The sequence below is a fragment of the Sodalis glossinidius str. 'morsitans' genome, assembly GCF_000010085.1.
Lineage (GTDB): Bacteria > Pseudomonadota > Gammaproteobacteria > Enterobacterales > Enterobacteriaceae > Sodalis > Sodalis glossinidius.
Genome location: NC_007712.1, coordinates 1887613 through 1907313, shown reverse-complemented (window position 1 = coordinate 1907313; position 19701 = coordinate 1887613). Strand labels below are relative to the sequence as shown.

At 51.7% G+C, this 19701-nt stretch carries 22 protein-coding genes, 3 tRNA genes and 7 pseudogenes; 15 read left to right on the top strand and 17 right to left on the bottom strand.

Features of this window, described 5'->3' with window-relative positions; genetic code table 11:
* Positions 1–13 precede the first annotated feature (13 nt).
* The 10 genes and pseudogenes from SGP1_RS27115 to SGP1_RS23865 form a co-directional block, all read right to left on the bottom strand.
* Positions 14–708, bottom strand: a pseudogene (locus SGP1_RS27115) (anti-CBASS protein Acb1 family protein); the annotation flags it as partial.
* Positions 689–1147: pseudogene (locus SGP1_RS23870) on the bottom strand (phage antirepressor N-terminal domain-containing protein). The pseudogenes SGP1_RS23870 and SGP1_RS27115, both read right to left, overlap by 20 nt.
* A gap of 38 nt (positions 1148–1185) precedes the next feature.
* Positions 1186–1368, bottom strand: a complete 183-nt coding sequence (locus tag SGP1_RS09880; protein ID WP_041866839.1) for a phage holin family protein — start codon at positions 1366–1368, stop codon at positions 1186–1188.
* A gap of 448 nt (positions 1369–1816) precedes the next feature.
* The gene (locus SGP1_RS09875) at positions 1817–2155 is read right to left on the bottom strand and encodes an antiterminator Q family protein (protein WP_041866838.1); all 339 of its coding nucleotides are present in this window, start codon (positions 2153–2155) and stop codon (positions 1817–1819) included.
* On the bottom strand, positions 2152–2529 hold the full coding sequence (locus tag SGP1_RS09870) for a RusA family crossover junction endodeoxyribonuclease (RefSeq protein WP_041866837.1): 378 nt from the start codon (positions 2527–2529) through the stop codon (positions 2152–2154). The genes SGP1_RS09875 and SGP1_RS09870 overlap by 4 nt, the downstream gene beginning before the upstream one ends.
* Before the next feature lie 22 nt (positions 2530–2551).
* The gene (locus SGP1_RS36330; RefSeq protein WP_424141166.1) at positions 2552–2716 is read right to left on the bottom strand and encodes a NinE family protein; all 165 of its coding nucleotides are present in this window, start codon (positions 2714–2716) and stop codon (positions 2552–2554) included.
* The gene (locus SGP1_RS09865; protein ID WP_011410980.1) at positions 2676–3089 is read right to left on the bottom strand and encodes a recombination protein NinB; all 414 of its coding nucleotides are present in this window, start codon (positions 3087–3089) and stop codon (positions 2676–2678) included. The genes SGP1_RS36330 and SGP1_RS09865 overlap by 41 nt, the downstream gene beginning before the upstream one ends.
* Before the next feature lie 341 nt (positions 3090–3430).
* Positions 3431–3910 (bottom strand): DnaB-like helicase C-terminal domain-containing protein, encoded by a 480-nt coding sequence (locus SGP1_RS36325; RefSeq protein ID WP_424141146.1) that lies wholly within the window; start codon positions 3908–3910, stop codon positions 3431–3433.
* An 80-nt stretch (positions 3911–3990) separates the two neighbouring features.
* Positions 3991–4230, bottom strand: coding sequence for a hypothetical protein (locus SGP1_RS36320; RefSeq protein WP_424141145.1), 240 nt, complete (start codon positions 4228–4230; stop codon positions 3991–3993).
* A gap of 218 nt (positions 4231–4448) precedes the next feature.
* A complete protein-coding gene (locus tag SGP1_RS23865; protein WP_424141144.1) occupies positions 4449–5261 on the bottom strand; it encodes a replication protein RepO in 813 nt (270 codons plus the stop codon).
* A 209-nt stretch (positions 5262–5470) separates the two neighbouring features.
* On the opposite strand from SGP1_RS23865, the gene SGP1_RS29575 reads away from it, so the two are divergent.
* Both SGP1_RS29575 and SGP1_RS09845 read left to right on the top strand, forming a co-directional pair.
* The gene (locus SGP1_RS29575; protein ID WP_148203458.1) at positions 5471–5698 is read left to right on the top strand and encodes a hypothetical protein; all 228 of its coding nucleotides are present in this window, start codon (positions 5471–5473) and stop codon (positions 5696–5698) included.
* A 530-nt stretch (positions 5699–6228) separates the two neighbouring features.
* Positions 6229–6462, top strand: a complete 234-nt coding sequence (locus tag SGP1_RS09845; RefSeq protein WP_041866835.1) for a DUF1374 domain-containing protein — start codon at positions 6229–6231, stop codon at positions 6460–6462.
* 1 nt (position 6463) lies between these two features.
* Here the strand turns inward: SGP1_RS09845 and SGP1_RS09840 are convergent.
* Together SGP1_RS09840 and SGP1_RS09835 are read right to left on the bottom strand one after the other, a co-directional pair.
* Positions 6464–6539, bottom strand: a tRNA-Lys gene (locus SGP1_RS09840).
* 6 nt (positions 6540–6545) lie between these two features.
* Entirely contained in the window at positions 6546–6914 is a 369-nt protein-coding gene (locus SGP1_RS09835; protein ID WP_011410978.1) for a hypothetical protein, read from the bottom strand.
* A 339-nt stretch (positions 6915–7253) separates the two neighbouring features.
* Between SGP1_RS09835 and SGP1_RS36315 the strand changes: the two are divergent.
* The 6 genes and pseudogenes from SGP1_RS36315 to SGP1_RS36310 all read left to right on the top strand — a co-directional run.
* Positions 7254–7483: pseudogene (locus tag SGP1_RS36315) on the top strand (antA/AntB antirepressor family protein); the annotation flags it as partial.
* A gap of 95 nt (positions 7484–7578) precedes the next feature.
* Positions 7579–8019, top strand: coding sequence for a phage antirepressor KilAC domain-containing protein (locus SGP1_RS27100; protein ID WP_243466211.1), 441 nt, complete (start codon positions 7579–7581; stop codon positions 8017–8019).
* 28 nt (positions 8020–8047) lie between these two features.
* Positions 8048–8623, top strand: coding sequence for a DUF7666 domain-containing protein (locus SGP1_RS09820; protein ID WP_011410977.1), 576 nt, complete (start codon positions 8048–8050; stop codon positions 8621–8623).
* Between the two features lie 36 nt (positions 8624–8659).
* A complete protein-coding gene (locus tag SGP1_RS09815; RefSeq protein ID WP_041866834.1) occupies positions 8660–8854 on the top strand; it encodes a hypothetical protein in 195 nt (64 codons plus the stop codon).
* 64 nt (positions 8855–8918) lie between these two features.
* Positions 8919–9654: pseudogene (locus SGP1_RS27095) on the top strand (IS5 family transposase).
* 50 nt (positions 9655–9704) lie between these two features.
* Positions 9705–9797, top strand: a pseudogene (locus SGP1_RS36310) (hypothetical protein); the annotation flags it as partial.
* Positions 9798–9901: 104 nt separating this feature from the next.
* Here SGP1_RS36310 and SGP1_RS09800 read toward each other — a convergent pair.
* Positions 9902–9991 (bottom strand) — tRNA-Ser (locus SGP1_RS09800).
* An 89-nt stretch (positions 9992–10080) separates the two neighbouring features.
* Between SGP1_RS09800 and SGP1_RS09795 the strand changes: the two are divergent.
* A pseudogene (locus SGP1_RS09795) lies at positions 10081–10899 on the top strand (zinc-dependent peptidase).
* 157 nt (positions 10900–11056) lie between these two features.
* Positions 11057–11132 (top strand) — tRNA-Asn (locus SGP1_RS09790).
* A gap of 266 nt (positions 11133–11398) precedes the next feature.
* Here SGP1_RS09790 and SGP1_RS09785 read toward each other — a convergent pair.
* Both SGP1_RS09785 and SGP1_RS09780 read right to left on the bottom strand, forming a co-directional pair.
* Positions 11399–11800: a hypothetical protein gene (locus tag SGP1_RS09785; protein ID WP_050747552.1), complete on the bottom strand. Its 402-nt coding sequence runs from the start codon at positions 11798–11800 to the stop codon at positions 11399–11401.
* Entirely contained in the window at positions 11800–12261 is a 462-nt protein-coding gene (locus SGP1_RS09780) for an ABC transporter permease (protein WP_050747551.1), read from the bottom strand. Before SGP1_RS09780 ends, SGP1_RS09785 begins: the two co-directional genes overlap by 1 nt.
* A gap of 403 nt (positions 12262–12664) precedes the next feature.
* On the opposite strand from SGP1_RS09780, the gene SGP1_RS09775 reads away from it, so the two are divergent.
* Positions 12665–13144: a DoxX family protein gene (locus tag SGP1_RS09775; RefSeq protein WP_041866833.1), complete on the top strand. Its 480-nt coding sequence runs from the start codon at positions 12665–12667 to the stop codon at positions 13142–13144.
* Between the two features lie 288 nt (positions 13145–13432).
* Here SGP1_RS09775 and SGP1_RS09770 read toward each other — a convergent pair whose 3' ends face one another.
* Positions 13433–14248, bottom strand: a complete 816-nt coding sequence (locus SGP1_RS09770) for a nitrilase-related carbon-nitrogen hydrolase (protein ID WP_011410975.1) — start codon at positions 14246–14248, stop codon at positions 13433–13435.
* A 1217-nt stretch (positions 14249–15465) separates the two neighbouring features.
* Between SGP1_RS09770 and SGP1_RS29570 the strand changes: the two genes are divergently transcribed.
* The 4 genes from SGP1_RS29570 (at position 15466) to SGP1_RS09750 (ending at position 19119) form a co-directional block, all read left to right on the top strand.
* Entirely contained in the window at positions 15466–17124 is a 1659-nt protein-coding gene (locus SGP1_RS29570; RefSeq protein WP_148203457.1) for a UTRA domain-containing protein, read from the top strand.
* A 9-nt stretch (positions 17125–17133) separates the two neighbouring features.
* The gene (locus SGP1_RS09760) at positions 17134–17343 is read left to right on the top strand and encodes a hypothetical protein (protein ID WP_041866832.1); all 210 of its coding nucleotides are present in this window, start codon (positions 17134–17136) and stop codon (positions 17341–17343) included.
* Between the two features lie 806 nt (positions 17344–18149).
* Entirely contained in the window at positions 18150–18410 is a 261-nt protein-coding gene (gene bhsA, locus SGP1_RS09755; RefSeq protein ID WP_011410973.1) for a multiple stress resistance protein BhsA, read from the top strand.
* A gap of 148 nt (positions 18411–18558) precedes the next feature.
* The gene (locus SGP1_RS09750; RefSeq protein WP_424141165.1) at positions 18559–19119 is read left to right on the top strand and encodes a DNA-3-methyladenine glycosylase I; all 561 of its coding nucleotides are present in this window, start codon (positions 18559–18561) and stop codon (positions 19117–19119) included.
* A gap of 189 nt (positions 19120–19308) precedes the next feature.
* Here the strand turns inward: SGP1_RS09750 and SGP1_RS09745 are convergent.
* Positions 19309–19678, bottom strand: a pseudogene (locus SGP1_RS09745) (aminotransferase class III-fold pyridoxal phosphate-dependent enzyme); the annotation flags it as partial.
* Between the last annotated feature and the right edge of the window lie 23 nt (positions 19679–19701).

Sequence of the window (19701 nt, the reverse complement as noted above, 5' to 3'; positions counted from 1 at the left end):
GGCCAAAAAGATATTTCATCAGTGACTCGAATGCCGGGCCACCAATATTGATAAGCTGACGCAATTCCTTGACTTTGTAGGTACGAAGATGCGCTTTATACACCAGCTGTGCGGCCCCCATGGTCGCGCTGTCAAAGGCTGTCAGCCGGTCCAAATCCGCTCAACAACAGACATGCCCCACTCGTTTTCCGTCAGGGCCTGCTGATACGGCAGCGTCACACCGTCAAATCGAATTAATCGGCTGTGATGAATGCGCCAGGCGGGGATCCCCGTTGCGGTAGTCACAACATCGTAACATTCTGGTTTTCCCAGGTGTGGCCCCATTTCCTTAATACGGCGACTGAGGTTAGGGTTGATCATTCAGCGGTCGAGCGGCAGGATGCCTTTAAACTGTCCTTCGCCAATAGTTTCCAACCTGAGCGGCGTAAAAGGGGCCTGTCCCTCAATCATGATAAAGCCAACCGCGCCACCATAAAGACGTGACCACTTGATGATGTCATTCAGCCGATCCCATATTTCCAGCTCATCAAACAGCGATTCCAGAATACCGCGCGCGGTGGGGTCAATCTCAGAGGTAATGCGTATGCCCTTGCAGGTCATATCGTCAGCGATGGCATCGACTGCTGAGCCAATAATTGCTGATGACCGGTAAGCCCATTCAATCTGCAAGCGGTTACGACTGGTGAAATTAGCCCGGTAAATCGATGCCTTTCCACTCGTTCAATTCCGTGCCAAACACGCTGGCAACGGCTTTGTCCGTTTTTAATTCGGCGCAGGCTGCATTGAGTTCCTGCATGACGCTGCGCTTGCGTGGATTGGTAACCTGACCTTTAGTCCAGTACTCATAAAGTACGTCATCGCATTCATTTTGATACTGAACTACCTTGTCGCGAATTTCGGACTTCACCTTGTTGGGGTTAATCGTTTGAAGCCAACCAGCAAGTTTACGCAGCGGAAGGCAAAGCATTTTCCTGTATTTACCGTCATCTGCAACTATTTCGATTTCCGAAAATATTTAGGCAAGCCGTTGTTTTAATTTCATAAATTGTGCTACCCAAACCATCCTCATACCTTCAACGATAGGTTTTATCGGGGTATAGGGTTCGCCGTTATGTGCGCACCTGTCCGCCAGAGACGACCAACGCAATAATGGCGGTCACGACACATACAGGGCCGGCAACGTGTTTAATGCTCATCGCGCTTCGTCATAAAACGGTATTCCTTGTGCCGGTAAATCCAGTTAAGCAGGAAGGTCGCCAGCGTACAGGCGATACCGGTAATCAATGCCCATTCACTGAGCGAGAATGCACCCAGCAGGCACGTGACAAGGGCCCAGCTGTAGGCAGAGCCGGTAGTAAGTTTTTCCATGGGTATTATTGGGGTTATTGCGCTACTTCGTCCGGAGTGGCTAGCTAGCAGTCAGAAAAAAGCTACGCCGGAGCGTAGCCTTGGAGGTATGTTATTGCTTTGGAGATAGCGTACCTAGACTAAAGTCCAGGATTATATTTACCTAAAATTGCGATATCTTCTTCCGGTTATATATTCTCTTGAAAGAAAAGGTCTTTGACCACCCCTTTTAAATTTCTGCTGGTACGGTAAAAAGGGGTTACTTTTTTATCACAAGAATTTAATAACCGTCAGTTGTAAATAATTTTCATTTCTTTTTTGAGTTTTATCACTTTAAATAATAAAAAGCCCCAACCACCAGAAGGAGTTGAGGCTTCATGTCGTGCGGCGCTTTTGCCACAGCGTGAGGGTATTATGTGGGGTCCCGGGGACCCAGTCAAGCATTTAACTGATCGTTTGATCAGTATTTTCATGCAACAACCAAAATAGCGTCCACTTGACCAGCAATGTATGCTTCAGCGCGAGTTAGAATAGCAGTAACATACTTTTGGTCTCGATCAATTTCCCGGCCTATCCCCCTGCACGAAGCCTTACCCCGGTAATAAGCCACCACGATATCGTAGCCCAGCGGGTCGAAGACCTTCAGCCGCCCTACCGCCCGGTCAACTATCTCCCCGTCCTCATCGGACAGCATGGGCCGGATATCGCTGCTAGCGGTGACAATGGGCCATGCAGCCTTGTACTCAGTGCCAATGCGTGAGCCGCTCCAATGTCCCCATGCCGTCAACAGGTATAGAATATCTTTCATGCTGCCTCCCCACAATATGCATCAATCACCACCACACACTTCCCGCCCTTGACACCGTCGTTGTCGTCAATCTTCTTGACAGTCATCACCCGCACCTGCCCGTCGTCGTTCCAAATACCCGCTTTGGTTAGCGCATCAAATACCTCTTTACTGTAATTATTGACATCTCTCATGCGTTTATCCGGAAGATAGAGATTCATCAGCACCGACACCTCTCCGCAGAATTTTTGATGCCCGTATTTCATGCGCGCTTTGGCGACAGCTACCTCAGTCAGGCGTTTAAAGCGTTTGGCGGCTTCACTGAGATAAACACGTCTTGCGTTGCGCACCCAGTAGTGATTTACACTCGGCGGGAAAGGTAATTCGATAATCATGCTCGTCCCCACATGCGGTTAATCAATTCATCTTTACTACGCCTATTCCGCGCCGAGTACGGGCGCGCATCATCTGCACATCACGAATATGAGCGCTGTAGTCGTAAGTGGTTACCGCCGCCTCGGCCGGTATCTCGCGGGCTTTGTTACGCGAGCGCTCGGTCGGCCTGAATAAGCAGTGCTGCATCATCCCAGGCTTGCGCATATTCGATTAAACTGTTCATGCGCTTCACGCCCATCTGAGCCGTGCTCTCGCGGATGCTGCAAAACTCCCCCTCCAGCCCTGTAACGACTTCTCCCGGCCTGCCTGTGGCGATGGCATGGCCTGAGACGAACAACGCTTTCCAGTCCAAAAGCGGACGCGGTTTATCTGCCCACAACACTTGCCGAGAGACATCGGTGCATAGCGCATGAAACAAATTGTTCTGCGGCAAATTTCTTGTGCTGTCGTTGATGGTAATTTCGAGAGGGCGGTGTTCGTCGGTGGGGAGTGAATCAATAAACGCTTTCAGGTTTTCTCGTATTCGTTCATCACGCAGCAGGAAGCGTGTTTTGTCCATTAACCACCTCTGAATTTATCCACCCAAACAAAAAGGGCTGCAATGAAAAGCAGCCCCACGATTAATTCTGTTAAATATGCCGTCATCCGTATTTTCCTTGCTTTAAAATCCCATGACTTCTTTCAGCGGCTTTCTGTTCGCCTGTTTACCGCTCGCAGCTCTGCCTCTTGCTGGTCACAGGGGTAAATTTCCACATCGCGCCGGTCAACGTACACTGTCCCCGTCTTACCATGGCGATTGAGGCGAAAAATGAGTTCAGTAAGTGTTTCGTCGGCGCGGTCGTCGTAGACGCGCTCCTTGTAAATACCCAGCCAATCACAGTCCTGTTCAACCTGACCACTTTACTGGCTGTCGCTGGGCATGGGGCGTTTGTTGGCGCGCTCTTCCAGATTGCGGTTTAGCTGGGTCAGTAATACCACGACGGTATCTAGCTCTTTGGCGAGGTTCTTTAGCGCCTTGGTGATATTGCCAAACGCCAGTGCGTTAGTATCCGCTTTGTCGGTCGTCATCAGCGTCAGGTAATCCACCCCAATCATGCCGATTTTTCCTTCGCGCCGTTTCAGCTTCCGGCACTCCGCCTGGATGTGTGCCAACGTCATGCCCGGTTGGTCATCCAGCCAGATACGAGGGTGATTACGCATCCGCTCAACCACTGCATAAACCTTTTTCCAGTCTTCCTGATTTTTTGCCCCTTGATAGAATATGTCGGTGTTCACATGTGCCTGCTGCCCTACCATGCGCTCGAAAATCTGCTCTTCCGGCATTTTCAAACTGAACATGGCGACGGGGAGTTTAGCAACATCACCCACATGAAGAGCCATCTCGGTCATCACCGTGGTTTTCTCCATCTTGGGCCGCGATGGGCTTCGGGATTGTTCCAACGCGCTTCAATCGCAGAAATTCACCGGTCGGCGACTTCGTCAATGCGCCGCAATCCCTTCCGGTTGCCGGTTTGAGCGTAGTCTGTGGCTTCAGTTATCAATCGTTGAGCGACGTCCAGTTTTTCAGCGGCACTCATGCCGTTGCGTTCGTAAAACAACGCCGTAATCTGGTTAGCCTGACGCAATGCAAAACGCTCTGTTGCCTTGTCACGCACGACGTTGGCATACCCCAACACGTTAGCGGCACTGTCCTTGAGCACGGAAAATATCGCCCTGCACGGGCTGCTGTGGAACGATTATGGCTTGAGGAATGCCAGTGCCTGTTGAGTATTATCGCTCTGCACATCCAGTAGCAGGCTACCGATTACCCCTTCCTCGGCGTCCTAGCTGTACGGCATGGTCCGAATACTGTGGGTCATAACGCGCCCTCTCGGGTTTTCAGCAGGGTATCGCTGCGCAGCAGGTAATCAAAATTGGCCTACCACTGGCGGGGATTTTCGCCGAAGTAGAACGGCTTGGCGGTCTCCATGAAGTACTGGAAATACTTTCCGGCGGCCTCTGGCGTGGGCTCTGCCAGTTCGCCCAGCAGTCGCTTGATAGCACGGCGGCGGGCGTCGTTCAGGGTCGAGGCATTGGGCAGGCGATTTCCCGCGGCATCGTTGTAAGCTTCAAGTACCGCCTGATAGTTCAGTGGTGCGGGTTTGTTTTTTTGGCTTTGCAGGGAAGACCCTTCATCGCCCCCGAGAGGGGGTAAGGGGGTTTTGTTTTTAATCTCTGTAGTAGTCTCTGGTAATGGTTGGGTCAAACTGACCATTTGTGTTGGGTCAAATTGACCTGATGCATCGTTCATAGGTTTGCTTATTTTGACCTGCTCCATTGGAGCAACCTGAACTGATGTAGGAGCCGTAAACTCACTTTTGCTTTCAAAGCGTCTCAAGGTATCGTAATTGATGCTGTACCATTTAGTCCGGTCCCGGCGGTCTTTGTTGTAATTGGCAGTAACGACAAGCCCCTGACTTTCCAGACTGGTAAGTGCCCGCTTAACCGTCGCTTCGCTCCAAAATGGAAATTGAGTTTGCCATTCAGCAACGCTGTTATAGACCCACTTGCAGTCATCGTAAACATGATAAGAATTACCCAGCCAGTAGTGAATTTGCTGCAATACCATGGCCTCATTCAGACCAATGGCGCAGGCCAGAGATGGGAGCACCTGCAACAGATTTTCATGGATAAGTAAACGACTAGTGCTCATTTTTCTGGTTAGCAGAGTAAATAAATCGATATCCCCCATCACCCTAACGGATTTATTTCAGTACAAAGCGCAAATCACCCTTTCCGCCCAGAAGCACATACAAGCCAGATATCCACATCGCGGGGCGGTTGTAGAATTTGAGGAGGGTTCGTGCTGTTTGGAGAATGTGGCGTTATTCCAAGCGGGGTTTAGAAAGCAGACGGGGATATTTTCAGCGAGGTAATCATTTAACGACCGGAGAATAGTCGATGTCCATAATTTCTATCCTTGGCGGTGACAGCATGTGTTTAACAAACATTACCGCCAACATAAAGTTCGATATTGCTGAATTAAAATACGAAAATCGTGCAACAGTAAGTTGGCCTTCGATAGGCGAAGTTAGCACGAGAATTGCTAGAGAATTTGCGCGTGAAATTATACATGTTGTTGATGAGATAGAAAATAAGCTTGAGGAAATCAATAGACTCAGTCTGTAAGCTCATAGCGTCGTCAACATTACCACGGAGACCACCATGTAAAAGCTCATTGACGAATTCGACCACCTGATAGCGCCGGGGACGATTGTTACTGAAATCATCCTGTCTGGCGTTGTAGACGACTACGGCGATATAATGCAAAAGAATGATAATAATGATTTTTTTAGCGTCTATATCTGAGGCCACGACGGCTTGCTACAGGCCATCGGCGACTTCTCCGACCGTGAGGATGCACTCGCTTATGCCGCAAGGATGGTTGAGAAATATCAAGCTTCACTTACGTGACAATACCCGATTACCATTAAACGATTAGGAGCATTAAATAGATTTATGGCAGATGATGTCGATTTAGACAGCCAACACGAAGAAGCTTTCCGCCAACACCATATTGCCCATTATCGAGAAGAGGAATTACTCCTAACCGGTCGTTGCTATAATTGTGAAGATCCAGCGGAGGGTAATTTCTGCTGCAAAGAATGTAAGGAAGATTGGGAGAAGCGAAAATATTTTAATAGCCAACGGAGGATTGAATGATGCAACTTAACAAGCCTCGTATAACGGCCTTCAACCATCCACATTTCGGTGAGATGGTCACCGTCACCGACGGCAGTAATAATATTAACGATTCGCGTTGTTGGATGAGCATAGAAGAGTATCCATACGACAACCAAGAGACAATGATATATAAATCAATTATTGGCTATCTTATGGAGAAAAATCAGCGGCTTAAGAAGCAGGTGCACAAATTAAAACGGGTTACATAATTGGTGGGTTGTGCAGGGCTCGAACCTGCGACCGATGGATTAAGAGTCCACTGCTCTGCCAACTGAGCTAACAACCCCAACAGTTACATTTTAAGAATAGCAGCAATAATGCTGACACCATCCGCCACCATTAACCCAAGTCGGATGGTCATCTGCATGCTAAGTTTATCAAACCCCGCAGCCATATCCTTACGGACATCAGCTATCTGCGCCTCGGTCTTCTCGAAGCGAGCCTGCATCTGAGCTTCATTCTTCTCGAAACGTGCTTCCATATCCTTACGGACATCGGCGACATTCCGATTTACCTCAGCGATATCAGCCTTAGTAGCCACATCAGCCACTTCATGAGACTTGCGTACGACGAGCGAAATCGCCCTGGCTTGCTCTCTAGAGATGCCAGCGGTTTCAAGCTCTTCTGACGCCTGCAATGTATCAAATGCAACTTGGCCCATGGAAAATCCTCCTGTCTAGGCCAAGTGTAGCGTATCCACCACATCAACGAAAGGAGTTATCTCCATGAACTATAACCAAACGCTTATCGTGCCTAATGGCATTGAACATTGGGAGCCACGCATCACTGGCCTTTAAGTCTACTCTGGCGAGCGAGACAGAATCATCCGGAAACCCACGGAAATGGGCGTTGCCGCTGCACGTTGGTCGCTCACGGCAAAAATGCGTGAGGCATTCATAAAGCTTTTGATTCAGGCGTAATCCCACGCCGAACCCAGCAATTCCGCCTCTGGATCGCGCCGGGGTTCCATTAATCACATTGACTTGTGAGGAGATTGATCATGTCCAAATCACAGCAACTAATTACAATCAAAACTAATAGCATCAATGGCGAAGCTGTCCAGACGATAAATACCCGTGACCTGCACGAGTTCCTGAAGGTCGGAAAGGACTTCACCACATGGATTAAGGACGTATCAGCCAATATAGCTTTATTGAAAATCAGGACTACGTGATTGTTGATAATTTGAGCTTCCCAAAATCGGGGAGCGCAAAATCTCGCCAACAACCGATCAAAGATTACGCCATCAGCATTGACATGGCGAAAGAGCTTTCGATGGTAGAGCGCAACGAGAAAGGTAAGGAGGCGCGCCAGTACTTCATCCAGTGCGAGAAACAAGCCAAGGCCATCCCACCGACCCCATCCAGATGCTCAACGACTCGGCGGCCATGCGCGGCATCCTGCTTACCTATACCGAAAAGGTTATCGCCCTCGAAAGCAAAGTTGAGGAAATGGAACCAGACGTGAAAGCCCTGCACCGTATCGCTAAATCTGACGGCGGCATGTACATCACCAACGCCGCCAAGGAGTTGCAGGTGCGCCCCAAAGACCTGTTCGCCTTCCTCCGGGAGCGTGGCTGGATTTATCGCCGTGTGGGTGCCAAGAACTGGATGGCTTACCAAAGCAAAATCCAGTCCGGCCACCTCGAGCATAAAATCTCGATTATCCCCTGCGACGATGGCACCGACAAAATCCGCGAACAGGTGCTCGTGACGCCTAAGGGACTGGCGAAACTCTCCCAAACGTTCTGCCTCGAACCGGCATAACCCATCAACCTCAATACGGACAAACACCATGACCAAAATCATTGCCTACAAAGGCTTTAACGCCGACCTGACTTGCCGTGGTTATCAGTTCGAGATCGGGAAAACCTACCAGCACGAGCGCGCGGTAGAAGTTTGCAGTTCAGATTTTCACGCCTGCGAATATCCGCTTGACGTCTTTAATTACGACGAGCCTGCAAATCATCGTTTTGCCGAGGTTGAAGTATCCGGCGATATCGCCCATGAAGCGGGAAGCAGCAAACTCGCCAGTAGCACAATTACCATCAAGAAGGCGCTGTCCCTCCACCAAATGGTTGGCCGCGCCGTCGAGTGCATAGCGAGTAAAATTGATAAGTCCGCAGAACAGACGATCATTGAAGGCGACGGGTCCGCCGCAGACGTTAGTGGCGTCGGATCGGTTGCCGCGTCTCTCGGCGCACAGGGTAAGGCTAAAGCCGCTGAGGGCAGCGCAATCGTACTGTGCTACCGCAATAGTGAGGGCGACATTATCCACATTCGCGCCAGCAAGATTGGCGACAACGGCGTGAAACTGGATACCTGGTATGTGCTTAATGCAAACGGCGAATTTGAAGAAGACGATGGTTGATCACACCAAAATGTGAAATATAAAAGGAATTTAACCATGTTTAAAACGTTCTGGACACTGAAGATTATCAACGCGCTGTTCATTATTTCATGCGTTGCCTGTCTGACGCTGGCCTTTGCATCGCTCAGCAGTACAGCGGCGCCTTACATGCAAGTCACCGACAGTATATTGGCATTGCTGACACTGCTCGGCGTCCGGCTGACGCTTGAATGTATTGCAGGGCTTTGTTGAATAAATATAACTTTTAGGTGATCGTCTGCTCAGATCACTACCGTCATTTCAACATCTGCACTCCATGGCAAAGCAAAAGTTTAAAATAACCAACTGGTCCACTTACAACAAAGCTCTCAAGCAGCGCGGGGCTCTGACGATATGGCTGGATGAGTCGGCAATTGTTGCATGGACGGAAAAAACGACGCCTGAACGGCGTGGCCGGCCGCTTCACTACGCAGATATGGCTATCACCACTGTTCTGATGATGAAACGCGTGTTTGGCCTTTCGTTAAGGGCTTTACAGGGCTTCGTTGACGCCATTTTTAAACTGATGGTACTGCCGCTAAGATGCCCAGACTACTCGCTGATCAGCAAGCGAGCAAAGACAGTTAAGATCAGCATAAAAACGCCGACCCATGGTGAAATCTCACCTCTAGTCATTGACGGAACCGGCCTGAAGGTCTTTGGCGAAGGCGAATGGAAAGTCCGACAGCATTCATGATGCTCTGCTGAGGAAGAAAATAAGGCCTCTTATTCCTCCACGAGGTGAGGCGCAATATTGGCCAGACCGATACCATGAGCGTAACTACGCCGTTGCGAATCAGCATCTAAGCGGCAGTAACGATGTATGGAAAAAGCAAGTGGGCTATCATCGACGCTCAGTGGCTGAAACAGCTATATTCCGGTTCAAAACGCTTATGGGCGATCATCTAAGTCTGCGTGACTATGATGCGCAGGTAGGTGAGGCAATGGCGATGGTCAAAGCGCTTAACAAAATGACGCTGTTAGGAATGCCGAACAGCATCCGGATCGCGTAACAATCGATCTGCTAGGGGGGCGTAGTCACAAGTTCTGATTTATTCAACAAAGCCGTCATAAGACCGAAAGCCAAGTACTTGCATACGACAGAAAGGTTAAATTATCACCAACTTTAGACAGGCCTATCCTAAAAGAGGAGTGAGCAACAGCCTAGGAGAAGCTATGAAATATACCAAGAGAATATACCAAGTAAATACCAAGAGTTGTTTTGGTATCCACCGCTTTTCTTTATAACTCCTTGAAAAGTGGCGGAGAGACAGGGATTTGAACCCTGGAAGGGATCGCTCCCTTAACGGTTTTCGAGACCGTCCCGTTCAGCCGCTCCGGCATCTCTCCTTTTTTACGGTTGCTATCATGCCCTGTTTTGCGGCATTTTAACAGTATTAATCCGTCCCCAGGATTCAAGTGACGACTTATCGAGCAACATGATGATCAAATGGCCATGGCAAACGACACATTCCGCCAGCTCAGATGAAACGGACTGGGATCGGGCGGCGTCGATTCCGTTATTGACTCCGCTCTCAACCGATGAGCGGCAAAAATTAGTCACTCTGGCAAAGAAATTCCTGCTCCAGAAAAAACTGCTTCCCTTACAGGAACTGGTATTGGATGCACAGCAGCAGGCACGGATCGCGTTATTATTTTCTTTGCCGGTGCTTGAGCTCGGGCTGGAATGGCTCGATGGCTGATCTACCCGGCTCCGTTCGTGGTGGCAGATAGCCTGGCAGGATGATTTTGGCCTAGTGCATCAAGGTGAGGTCGTGCATTCCAGGCAAAGCTGGGATCAAGGACCGGTGGTATTGAACTGGCTCGAAATTCTGGACTCGTTCGATTTGTCGGGTTTCAATCTGATCATCCATGAAACCGCACACAAACTCGATTTACGTAACGCAGGAATCGTGAACGGCATTCCTCTTATCCCGCTACACGAGGTCGCCCGCTGGGAGCAACTGCTACATGGCTCCATGGTGGATCTGCAGGATGAAGTGGAGCAGGTCGGCGAAGACGCGGCCAGTATGGATGCCTATGCCACCAGCGATCCCGCGGAGTGCTTTGCCGTGTTGTCGGAGTACTTCTTTAGCTCTCCCGAACTGCTGGCGGAGCGGTTTGCCGAACTTTACCGCTGTTTTGTCCATTTTTATCGCCAGGATCCGCTGTCACGGCTCACGGCCCTGCACGCCGTCCGCACACAGGATGCGCGCGGCGTGACTCAGGCTCCTGATCGTGACAACCCGCATCCCTGAAACGGGCGCATCCGCGGGGTCGCAACGGCGCGTAACGTCCGTATCAGGCGCTGAAAATCACCAATTCGGCTAAGCCTTGCGCAATCGCGCCGTTTCATACGGTTATCCGTTGACACCCCAATCGGTGTCCAGATATGATTCGCCCCGTTCTCGCGATTCCTCTGTAGTTCAGTCGGTAGAACGGCGGACTGTTAATCCGTATGTCACTGGTTCGAGTCCAGTCAGAGGAGCCAAATTCTTTTTTTCATGCCGCCTGCGAATAATGTTAGTATTCGGATTCAATGTGTTAGCGTGAATCTCTTTTCGCTGGCTGTTCTGTTTCTTCTTCGCATTATGAAATCCGGCGAGCCTCGCCTGTGATCAAATCTCATGTCAACAACAGTGCGCAATCGCCTTCCGAGTGGGATCAATTCAAAACCGTCAATCCCCCAATTGATAAACCCGCGCCGCATTATGGTAAAAAAAACCACTGCCGCCTCATCATCCTTCAGCTCGGCCGTCAGGCGGTCAAACGTCTGATAAAGGTCATGTAAACTCCCGTAAAGCTTATCGACCGGAAATTGGCGCTGTGCTTCCAGCGTCGCCTGGATATCCGACCGTTCGAGCGCGCCCGCGCCACGATGCCATGGGGAAAACCGTACTCATCGGCCAGACTTTGCAGCAGCCGGGTTTCCCCGACCGGATCCTCGGGGACATAACCGCTGTCTAAATGCACGCTTTTCACCACCCCGGCTGCCCGTACATCCGCCAGGTAATCCCCGATCCAGTAATCCCCTGCAATGGGCGTGAGATCGGGAAAAACTGCCGTCGGACGCTCGGCATCCGGCTGGAGCCACAGGTAGGAATACCGTGAGGGGCGCCACAGATGATGATGACAATCTATGTGGGGTATCGTGCACATCAGTGGCTAAGCCTGCCCGGTGTTTTCGCCGCCGCCAGCACGGTGACGATAATCAGGCCGGTCACCAGATAACGTGTACCGGGGCTAACCTGCAGGATGTTAAGCATGGTAATGGTCTGTACCAACAGCATTGCCGCACACCAGACGCCAAGGGACGTTGCATAGCCGCCCGAGACCGAGGTGCCGCCCAAAATAACGCAGGCTATCGACATTAATTGATAGTCCTGTCCTAGGTCCAGGGTGGCCCCGCGGATAAAGGAAGCAAGCAGCAAAGTGCGGCAAACAACGCCGAGGCAATATAGGCGGTGATGAGCGGGCAGCCCCGTCAGTTGGGCCGCACGCCTATTCTGCCCGGTAGCCAGTAGCGTGCGCCCGGTGCGGTTTCTTTTTAGCCATTGTGAAATGCCCGCTGCCAGGATCATGATGACGATTGCCAGCAGCGGCACCTGTAACACGCGCATGCCCACCCAATCACTGAGCAGCGTCGGCGGTAGCGGGCTCGCGCCGCGATACAGGCTATCGCCAGCAATTGTGTAACAAACATAATGGCTGGCACGGGTCAGACGCCTTTAAGGCGCGGGCCAGCCTGAGAATAAATGGCCCGGTTAAGCAGACAGCTTTATTCAAGGACCCTAGCCCGTGGCGCGCGCTTTCATCAACCATTATTGGTTGCCGTATTTCCGTTAAGGACGGCAAGGCCGCCATCGGCAACAGAGACGTCACCAGAATACGAGAGGACCAGCAGGCGAGTTCAACGCTGGTCCATCTGCCAGCGGCAGGCGGCCGGTACGGCGCCCCGCCATCGGTAATCTGGCGGCGCCGGTGAACCTGACGCCATCGCGAACCACAAAATCAGGAGCCATTATGTCCACTAACGTGACCAAAGTCGCCGCCGCGCAACCGCAGTTGTCTCGATTTTCAGCCCGGCTGCGTGAGGGCGAGTCAGCACTTTACGCCTTGCTGCGCATCGTCTTTGCCCTACTGCTGCTCACGCACGACTTACCCAAAGCACTCGGCACCTCCCAAGGCTCCATGTCCAATCCTATGGCGCGCTCGATTGAGCTGATGCAGAACGCGATGGGCTTACCCTTCGCCCCGCTATTGGCGTTCATGATCATGCTGTTGGAAACGGGAGGCGCTGTCCTGCTGGCAATCGGTTTTTGTACCCGCCTCGTGGCATTGCTGTTTGTCGCACAGATTGCGGGGATAAGCTATGCCCTCGGGCCAACCTGGCCGTGGTTCGAGCGCGGCATTGAGTTTCCGGTATTAATGGGTTTTTTGGCGCTCTACATGGTGGCCCGGGGCGGCGGCGCCTGGGCATTGGATGCGCGTCTTTTTCGTTAACCGCTGCAATTGTTAACCCGTTCGGTACACTACGGCTTGCAGCGGCGTATAAGGAGAGAGAATGGCTTAACAGAAGGCTTTAACCCTTGCTGGTCATTGGCATCCAGCATACGCGTCATTGCGATGACGATTATCGTGCGCCGGGGGCCAATTGCTTATCAGGGCGCAGAACAAGGTGAGACGCAGCAGGTTACTTGGCAAAACGGAGCATCAAGCGGGAATAATCAGCTTATCCCCGGTAAAGGTTTCACCACGGACCCCGCGCCCAGGCAAACGGAAACCGGCCCCCTAATCTTCGTTATAGTGCTCTTTATAAGAGGCAATTTTGACGTCTTTCCTATAAGGCAAGGTCATTCTGACGTTTGCCAGCTGCGACAAATCAATATTGCCATAGACCAGCGCTTCCCCTTTGTCGGTGGCCCGGACAACACATTGGCCGTCCGGCGCCATGATCTGGCTGCCGCCAAAGAGGCGTAGATCGCCCTCCTCGCCCCAGCGGTTAACCGCGACCAGAAACACGCCGTTTTCCAGCGCCCGAGCGGCGCAGTTGATATCCCAAATATAGGCTTCAGCCTCGCTCCAGGCGGCAATCACAAACAGAATGTCGACCTGACGCAGCGCAAAAATGCGCGCGACTTCTGGAAACCCCAGATCATAGCAAACCATGACGCCTATCTTGCCCAAGGGCGTGGCGATAATTTCATACTGTTCGCCTTCGCTAAACCATTTTTTCTCGTCTCCCCATAAGTGAATTTTACGCTGCGCGTGCAGCCAGCTTTGACCCTCGGGCGCCCACACGCCTGCCGAGTTGTACACTTGGCCTGTTCTTTCACCGCGCTCAACAAAGCCGGCGATGATATGCAGCCCCAGTTCCCCGGCTAATTGTGACAGTAATTGATCGGTCTCCTCGCCCCGGCTTTCGCTAAGGTGCCATAATCTGGTTCCTAACAAATCAGGCGTATAGCCTGTCGTCGCTAATTCAGGAAAACAGATAACGTCAGCCTTATTATCAGCCGCCTCTTTACATAGAGAAGCGATATAACGCAGATTTTTTCTTTTGTTACCCAGCTCAGTATCAATTTGTGCCAATGCTACTTTAATCATATTAATTCCCTATATGATAAAATCACAAACAATAATGGAATAACGAAAGCCTACCCTACGGCCTATTCCCCGGAGAGTCAGATGCCGCCTTGCTCGCGTCCCTGGCACAGGCAGACAGGATGGCAATAGCGGTTGGCTTAGGCCGAAAACCACGTTTGCGCATTTTAGACATTTTCATATTCCATAATAGGTGCCATAAATAGAGTAAATATTACCTGATATCGAGGGTGTGGGCAGCCTTATTGCTTTCCGCTTCTTCGGTAAATAAGGATTTGTCGCTGGCATAAGGCGTGCTTGTGAGTCAATGCGTTATTGCGTAGTCATAACCAACGCGTTTCGCGGCGTTTAGGGGATAGAGTACCCCTCTATAAACTCGATGGCACTAATTGCAGTCAACAGCATGACCCGGCAATACACCTGCTGTCAGGTGAGTAACTAAGAATAACCAAACCTTTTATCGTCGTTCCGGGTCAAGCAAGATTGCAGCCAAATATCGCCCGTTAAGGTAAACACCGGTTGGCCGCACACCTCGCCACCGTCACATTAGCGCCGCCGCTGTACGTATGTGCCCAATGGTCAACCGAGCCGCGTCTTGCACGCATCCACTCTAATCCGCTTCGATCTGCCTTGCATAACGGCAATCAGTCCCGGTAGAAAAACGGATTATTCATTTTGTTATATTGACTTAGAGGCAGTAAATATTTCAGCGCCCCTAAAACTGTAAAACTTAATTGCAGCGCGTCGGTCGTCATAAGACCTTGAAATTTTCTTGCCATACGATGAAGTAATAAACCATGGCAACAATACATCTTTTAAAATGGCAACTATATCATCATATTAACCCAGGGCTTGCCTTAAGTTTTCCTCATTTTCCCCTCAATATCGATGCAAGATAGCCGTTATTGCAGCTTACCGCAGTTTGCGCGCACAGCCGTACTCACACATTAAGCGCGAGAAATTCCCAGCATAATGCTTAATAGAGAATATATTGATATTCAGGCACTTTGAACATGTCGCGCTGCGCTTTGCCCTGGGTCTGATGTCTTAACGGATAACGCGCCCCAGGCTCGGTAACCGATCATTGCCCACCGTCTAACGCAGCACGCCTTGCATGACGCATGTTCAACACAGGTGCAACAACAAGATGGCAAGGAATGAAATATGGACAATGAAATACGGCCAGGCGCGCGAGACCCTGGATCATCTGCATTATCGTTTTGATAATCGGCCTGGCGCTCACCGTCGGTGGCGTTTGGCTCCTCACTCTCGACGTCTCAGCTTATTATCTGGTTGCCTGGCTGGCGTTGCTATTATCAGCCGGACTATTGTGGGCCAAACGCAGTGCCGCCCAATGGGTAATGGCGCTCGTGCTTATCGCTACCCTGGTGTGGTCACTGTATGAAGCGGTGTTAAACTTCTGGCAGTTGGAGCCACGGCTGGTGATGCCTGCCGTCCTAGGTATTCTGCTCTTGTTGCCTTGGGTGCGACGAAAGCTATTTCCGCTGGCTCGGACCGCTAATCTGAGCTTGGTCGTGGCGACGGTGGCGGTGTTGGCTTTTGCCGCAACGCGGCAGGTGGGCATTGCCGGCAGTGCTGATTTCACCGCGCATGGCGATCGTTACTCTCCGTTGGATCAAATTAATGCAGGCAATGTGCAAAATCTGCAATTGGCGTGGCGCATGCGTACCGGCGAAGATCAGGGCGGTACCGATGCCGGTCACGAATTCAACTTTGAAGATACCCCAATCAAAGTCGACGACACGGTCTATGTTTGTACTGGCCATAGCTGGGTCGAGGCTATCGATGCCAGTACCGGTAAACTGAAATGGAAATTTGATCCCAACGCCGATACCCGCCCGGATGTTTATCTGGCCTGCCGCGGCGTGAGTTATTACAAAGCGCCGGCGGGAACCGTTACCGACTGTCCCGAACGTATCATCGCGCCGGTATTGGATGCGCGCATGATGGCCCTCAACGCCCAGACGGGTCAGCTCTGCCGGGATTTCGGCGATAACGGTTATATCTCGCTGAAGCAATATCTGGGCAATATGCCGGCGGGTTATCATTTTGTCACCACGCCACCGATGGTAGTCAACGATAGACAGATTCTGAGAAGAAAATCCATGACTAATGACCAACCGATGTATGAGCAAATCAAAATGTCTATTGACCGACGTATCGAGGCGGAAGAATGGCCGAGTGATTTTCAAATACCCTCAGAAGACCAGTTGGCCGAGGAGTTTGGCGTCTCCAGTCTCACCGTCAGGCGGGCGCTGCGCGAGCTGCAGGCGGAAGGCGTGCTGATCCGTATACAGGGACGCGGCACCTTTGTGGTCGGCCCGCGCATGCAGTGCGCAGTGTTTACCTTGTCCAATATTTCGGAAGACATCGCCCAGAGTGGCGGCGTGCATTCTTGCCAGGTGCTCGCCCATCTGACGCTGCCGCCAGACAGCCCGTTGCGCAGTATGCTGCCTTTGCCGGCCGGGCAAGACATCTACCATTCCCGCCTGTTGCATATCGAAGACGGCACGCCGATTCAACTGGAAGACCGGTTTGTCAACGCCGCGGAAGCGCCGGGCTATATGGCGCAGGATTTTACCACCCAGCCCTCCCACAGTTTTTTGGTGCGTAACACGACGGTGACGACGGTCGACAATATGATCCGCGCCGTACGGGCAAATGAGGAGGCCCAATCGCTGCTGCACATCGATGCCGGGCAGCCCTGCCTGCTGCTCGACCGTGCCACCTGGCGTGACGGCGTTCCCGTCACCCGCAGCCGTTTTCTTTATCCGGGAGACCTTTATAGTCTGCGCAGTTCCCATGAAGCGCGGCCCAGCCGTATTACTTCTTCTTTGTTCAACGTCAAAAACAGATAAGGTCTAGCCATGAGGGAGTTTATTCGTCGTCTTGAACAACGCGGTTGTCTGTTGGTGGTTGAAAAAGAGATTGACCCGTTTCACGAATTGGCCACCGTCACGCAGCTGGCGCAGGCGGCGATGGCCATTAGCCCTCTGGCGCTCGAGCGTTACCATCAGCGGTTGATGCAGGAAACGACGCTCTGGTGGCTGCTCAGCAATCAGGCACCACCGGTCTGATGCCGCGGTAAGGCCGACGGTGCAGTTTTTGCCGTAGCGCTCAGTGCAAGCCGCTATGCCGTTACCCTGCCCGTAGGTAACACCACAGCAAAGAACTTGCCTGTAACCCCTCATCGAGCAGGTTGCCGCAGGCTTTTTCACAGCGTCGACGCCAGCTTTAAGCCAAAACACGGTCTCTACTTTGCGCCTTAATTCAAGACGGTCGGCAGGTCATTACCGGCTGAGGTAGAATTATTTCCAGTAGCTAATAAAAATCGTTACATTATCGCCGTCGATCCGATGGCTTGTTCAATAATGAAATTAACATCAAACTGATAGGGGGTTAAACAAATGAGCAACTAAGTAGTAGATTGATGTCAATAACACGGGCGCGCTTATATAAGGCGCCATATTTACATCGGGAATGCATTCGACAATAACCGTTACGGTTACCGAAAAAATATTTACGTAATTTTAGGAATGTTTTAAGCAGCAGTATAAAAAAGAGGTATTCTTGCCTTTCAGGCTGACTTCTGGCGGAATATTTCCCCGCTATGCCCGGAAAGGGATAGTATAGCATTCTTTCACTACTGTATAGGGTGATAATGGATTAAGCACTTTACACGCCTGGCTTCCCAGCTCGATGCCAGCGGCTATGCGTCGTCGGCATTGGAGGCTGACGCCAGCAAGGGAGGTATTTTTCCTTAAACGGCACCGCACGCCTTTTTCTTTACGCTAAACATTATTCCTCTGACAATATAGAATTATTTCATTCACGGCGATTATCAATTGGGTTCGCCAATATTAACTCACAAAGGACACCCCTCATGAAAAGATCTTTATTATTTATTTCGTCGTTATTGCTGGCCAGTTTGAGCCTTCCGACTTTCGCCGCAGAGCCGATTAGCCGCCAGGAAGCCGTAGATAAACAGGCGCTGGGCACTATTAGCATCACTGGTGCCGCCACTTTAGATCACCTGGAGCATAATATTGCCCAGAAAGCAGACCAAGCCGGCGCGAAATATTATGTAATTATCGCAACGACCGGAAAGAACCGGCTGCATGGTGATGCCTTGATATACCAATGACGAACGCATGACGTCATGTTTGGAATTACTGTCGCAGCCTGGAAAGAGAACCGTTGCGGCACTCGCCCATGCCGCGTCTTTCAGGGTATGATGCCAAACAACAAATTGTTCATGCCTGGAGGCGAAAATGACGGCACGGGACCCGGCGCTGCCGCACTGTACTTGGGCACGCAACGATGCGCTCATGCGCGATTATCACGACACCGAATGGGGCGTGCCGCAGCATTACGATCGCCTGCTATGGGAAATGCTGATGCTGGAAGGGTTCCAGGCCGGCCTGTCCTGGATTACCGTGCTGCGTAAACACGCCGCTTTTCGCGAAGCGTTTTGCGGCTTTGATCCGCACCAGGTTGCGGCGTTTACCGAACATGACGTGCAACGTCTGCTTGGCAATCCGGGCATCATCCGCGCCCGTGCGAAGATTGAGGCCACGATCACCGGCGCCCGCATTTATTGCCAGATGGCAGCTCAAGGGGAATCATTCAGCGACTTTTGCTGGCATTTCACCAACGGTCAGGTGCTGGAGGGCGACAGGGTGACGCAGATCGCCTCCACGCCTCTTTCAGCGCAGATCTCGGCAGCTCTGAAAAAACGGGGCTTCAAATTCGTCGGGCCAACAATCGTCTACGCCTGGATACAGGCCGTAGGGATAGTAAACGACCACAGCGCTGAATGCTTTTGCCGGCGGCGACAAGACGCCGGTTACTGAGCGTTGCCGAACCATAGAGTGCGGGCGTTGCCTGGGGGGTGTTATGTGCCCGTCCGGTTTGCGGTCGACCCTCCACCCAGTCGGGGCACAATCGCCATCAGCGCCGGTGATATTGCACGCCAGCATTACTGCCCAGCGGTAATGCCGCACGCCATTACTGCTGCCCGGCGCGATAAGTGTAAGATGCCGTCAGGCGCGGTCTCGCCGGACGCGTTGCAGACTGTCTGCCAAAGCCCCGTCCAGCGTGCCCACCAGCCAGTCTATATCCCCCATCTGGAACGCCAGCGGCGGACGCAATTTTAAAACGTTGCCGAATGAGCCTGCGACAGCGGTCGCGCAAGGCCTCAATGACTTCCAACGCCAGCGCTTTATCCGGTGTTTTACACTCTCGATCGCTCACCAACTCAAAACCAATAAACAACCCCGCGCCACGCACGTCGCCCACGCAGGGATATTTTGCCGCCAGCGTCTGCAGTTCCGCCTGCAGCCGGTTGCCTACGTCCAGGCTATGGGCCTGGAGACCTTCACGCGCAATCACCTCCAGCACCACCCGCGCGGCGGGACATCATCGCACTGGAAGCA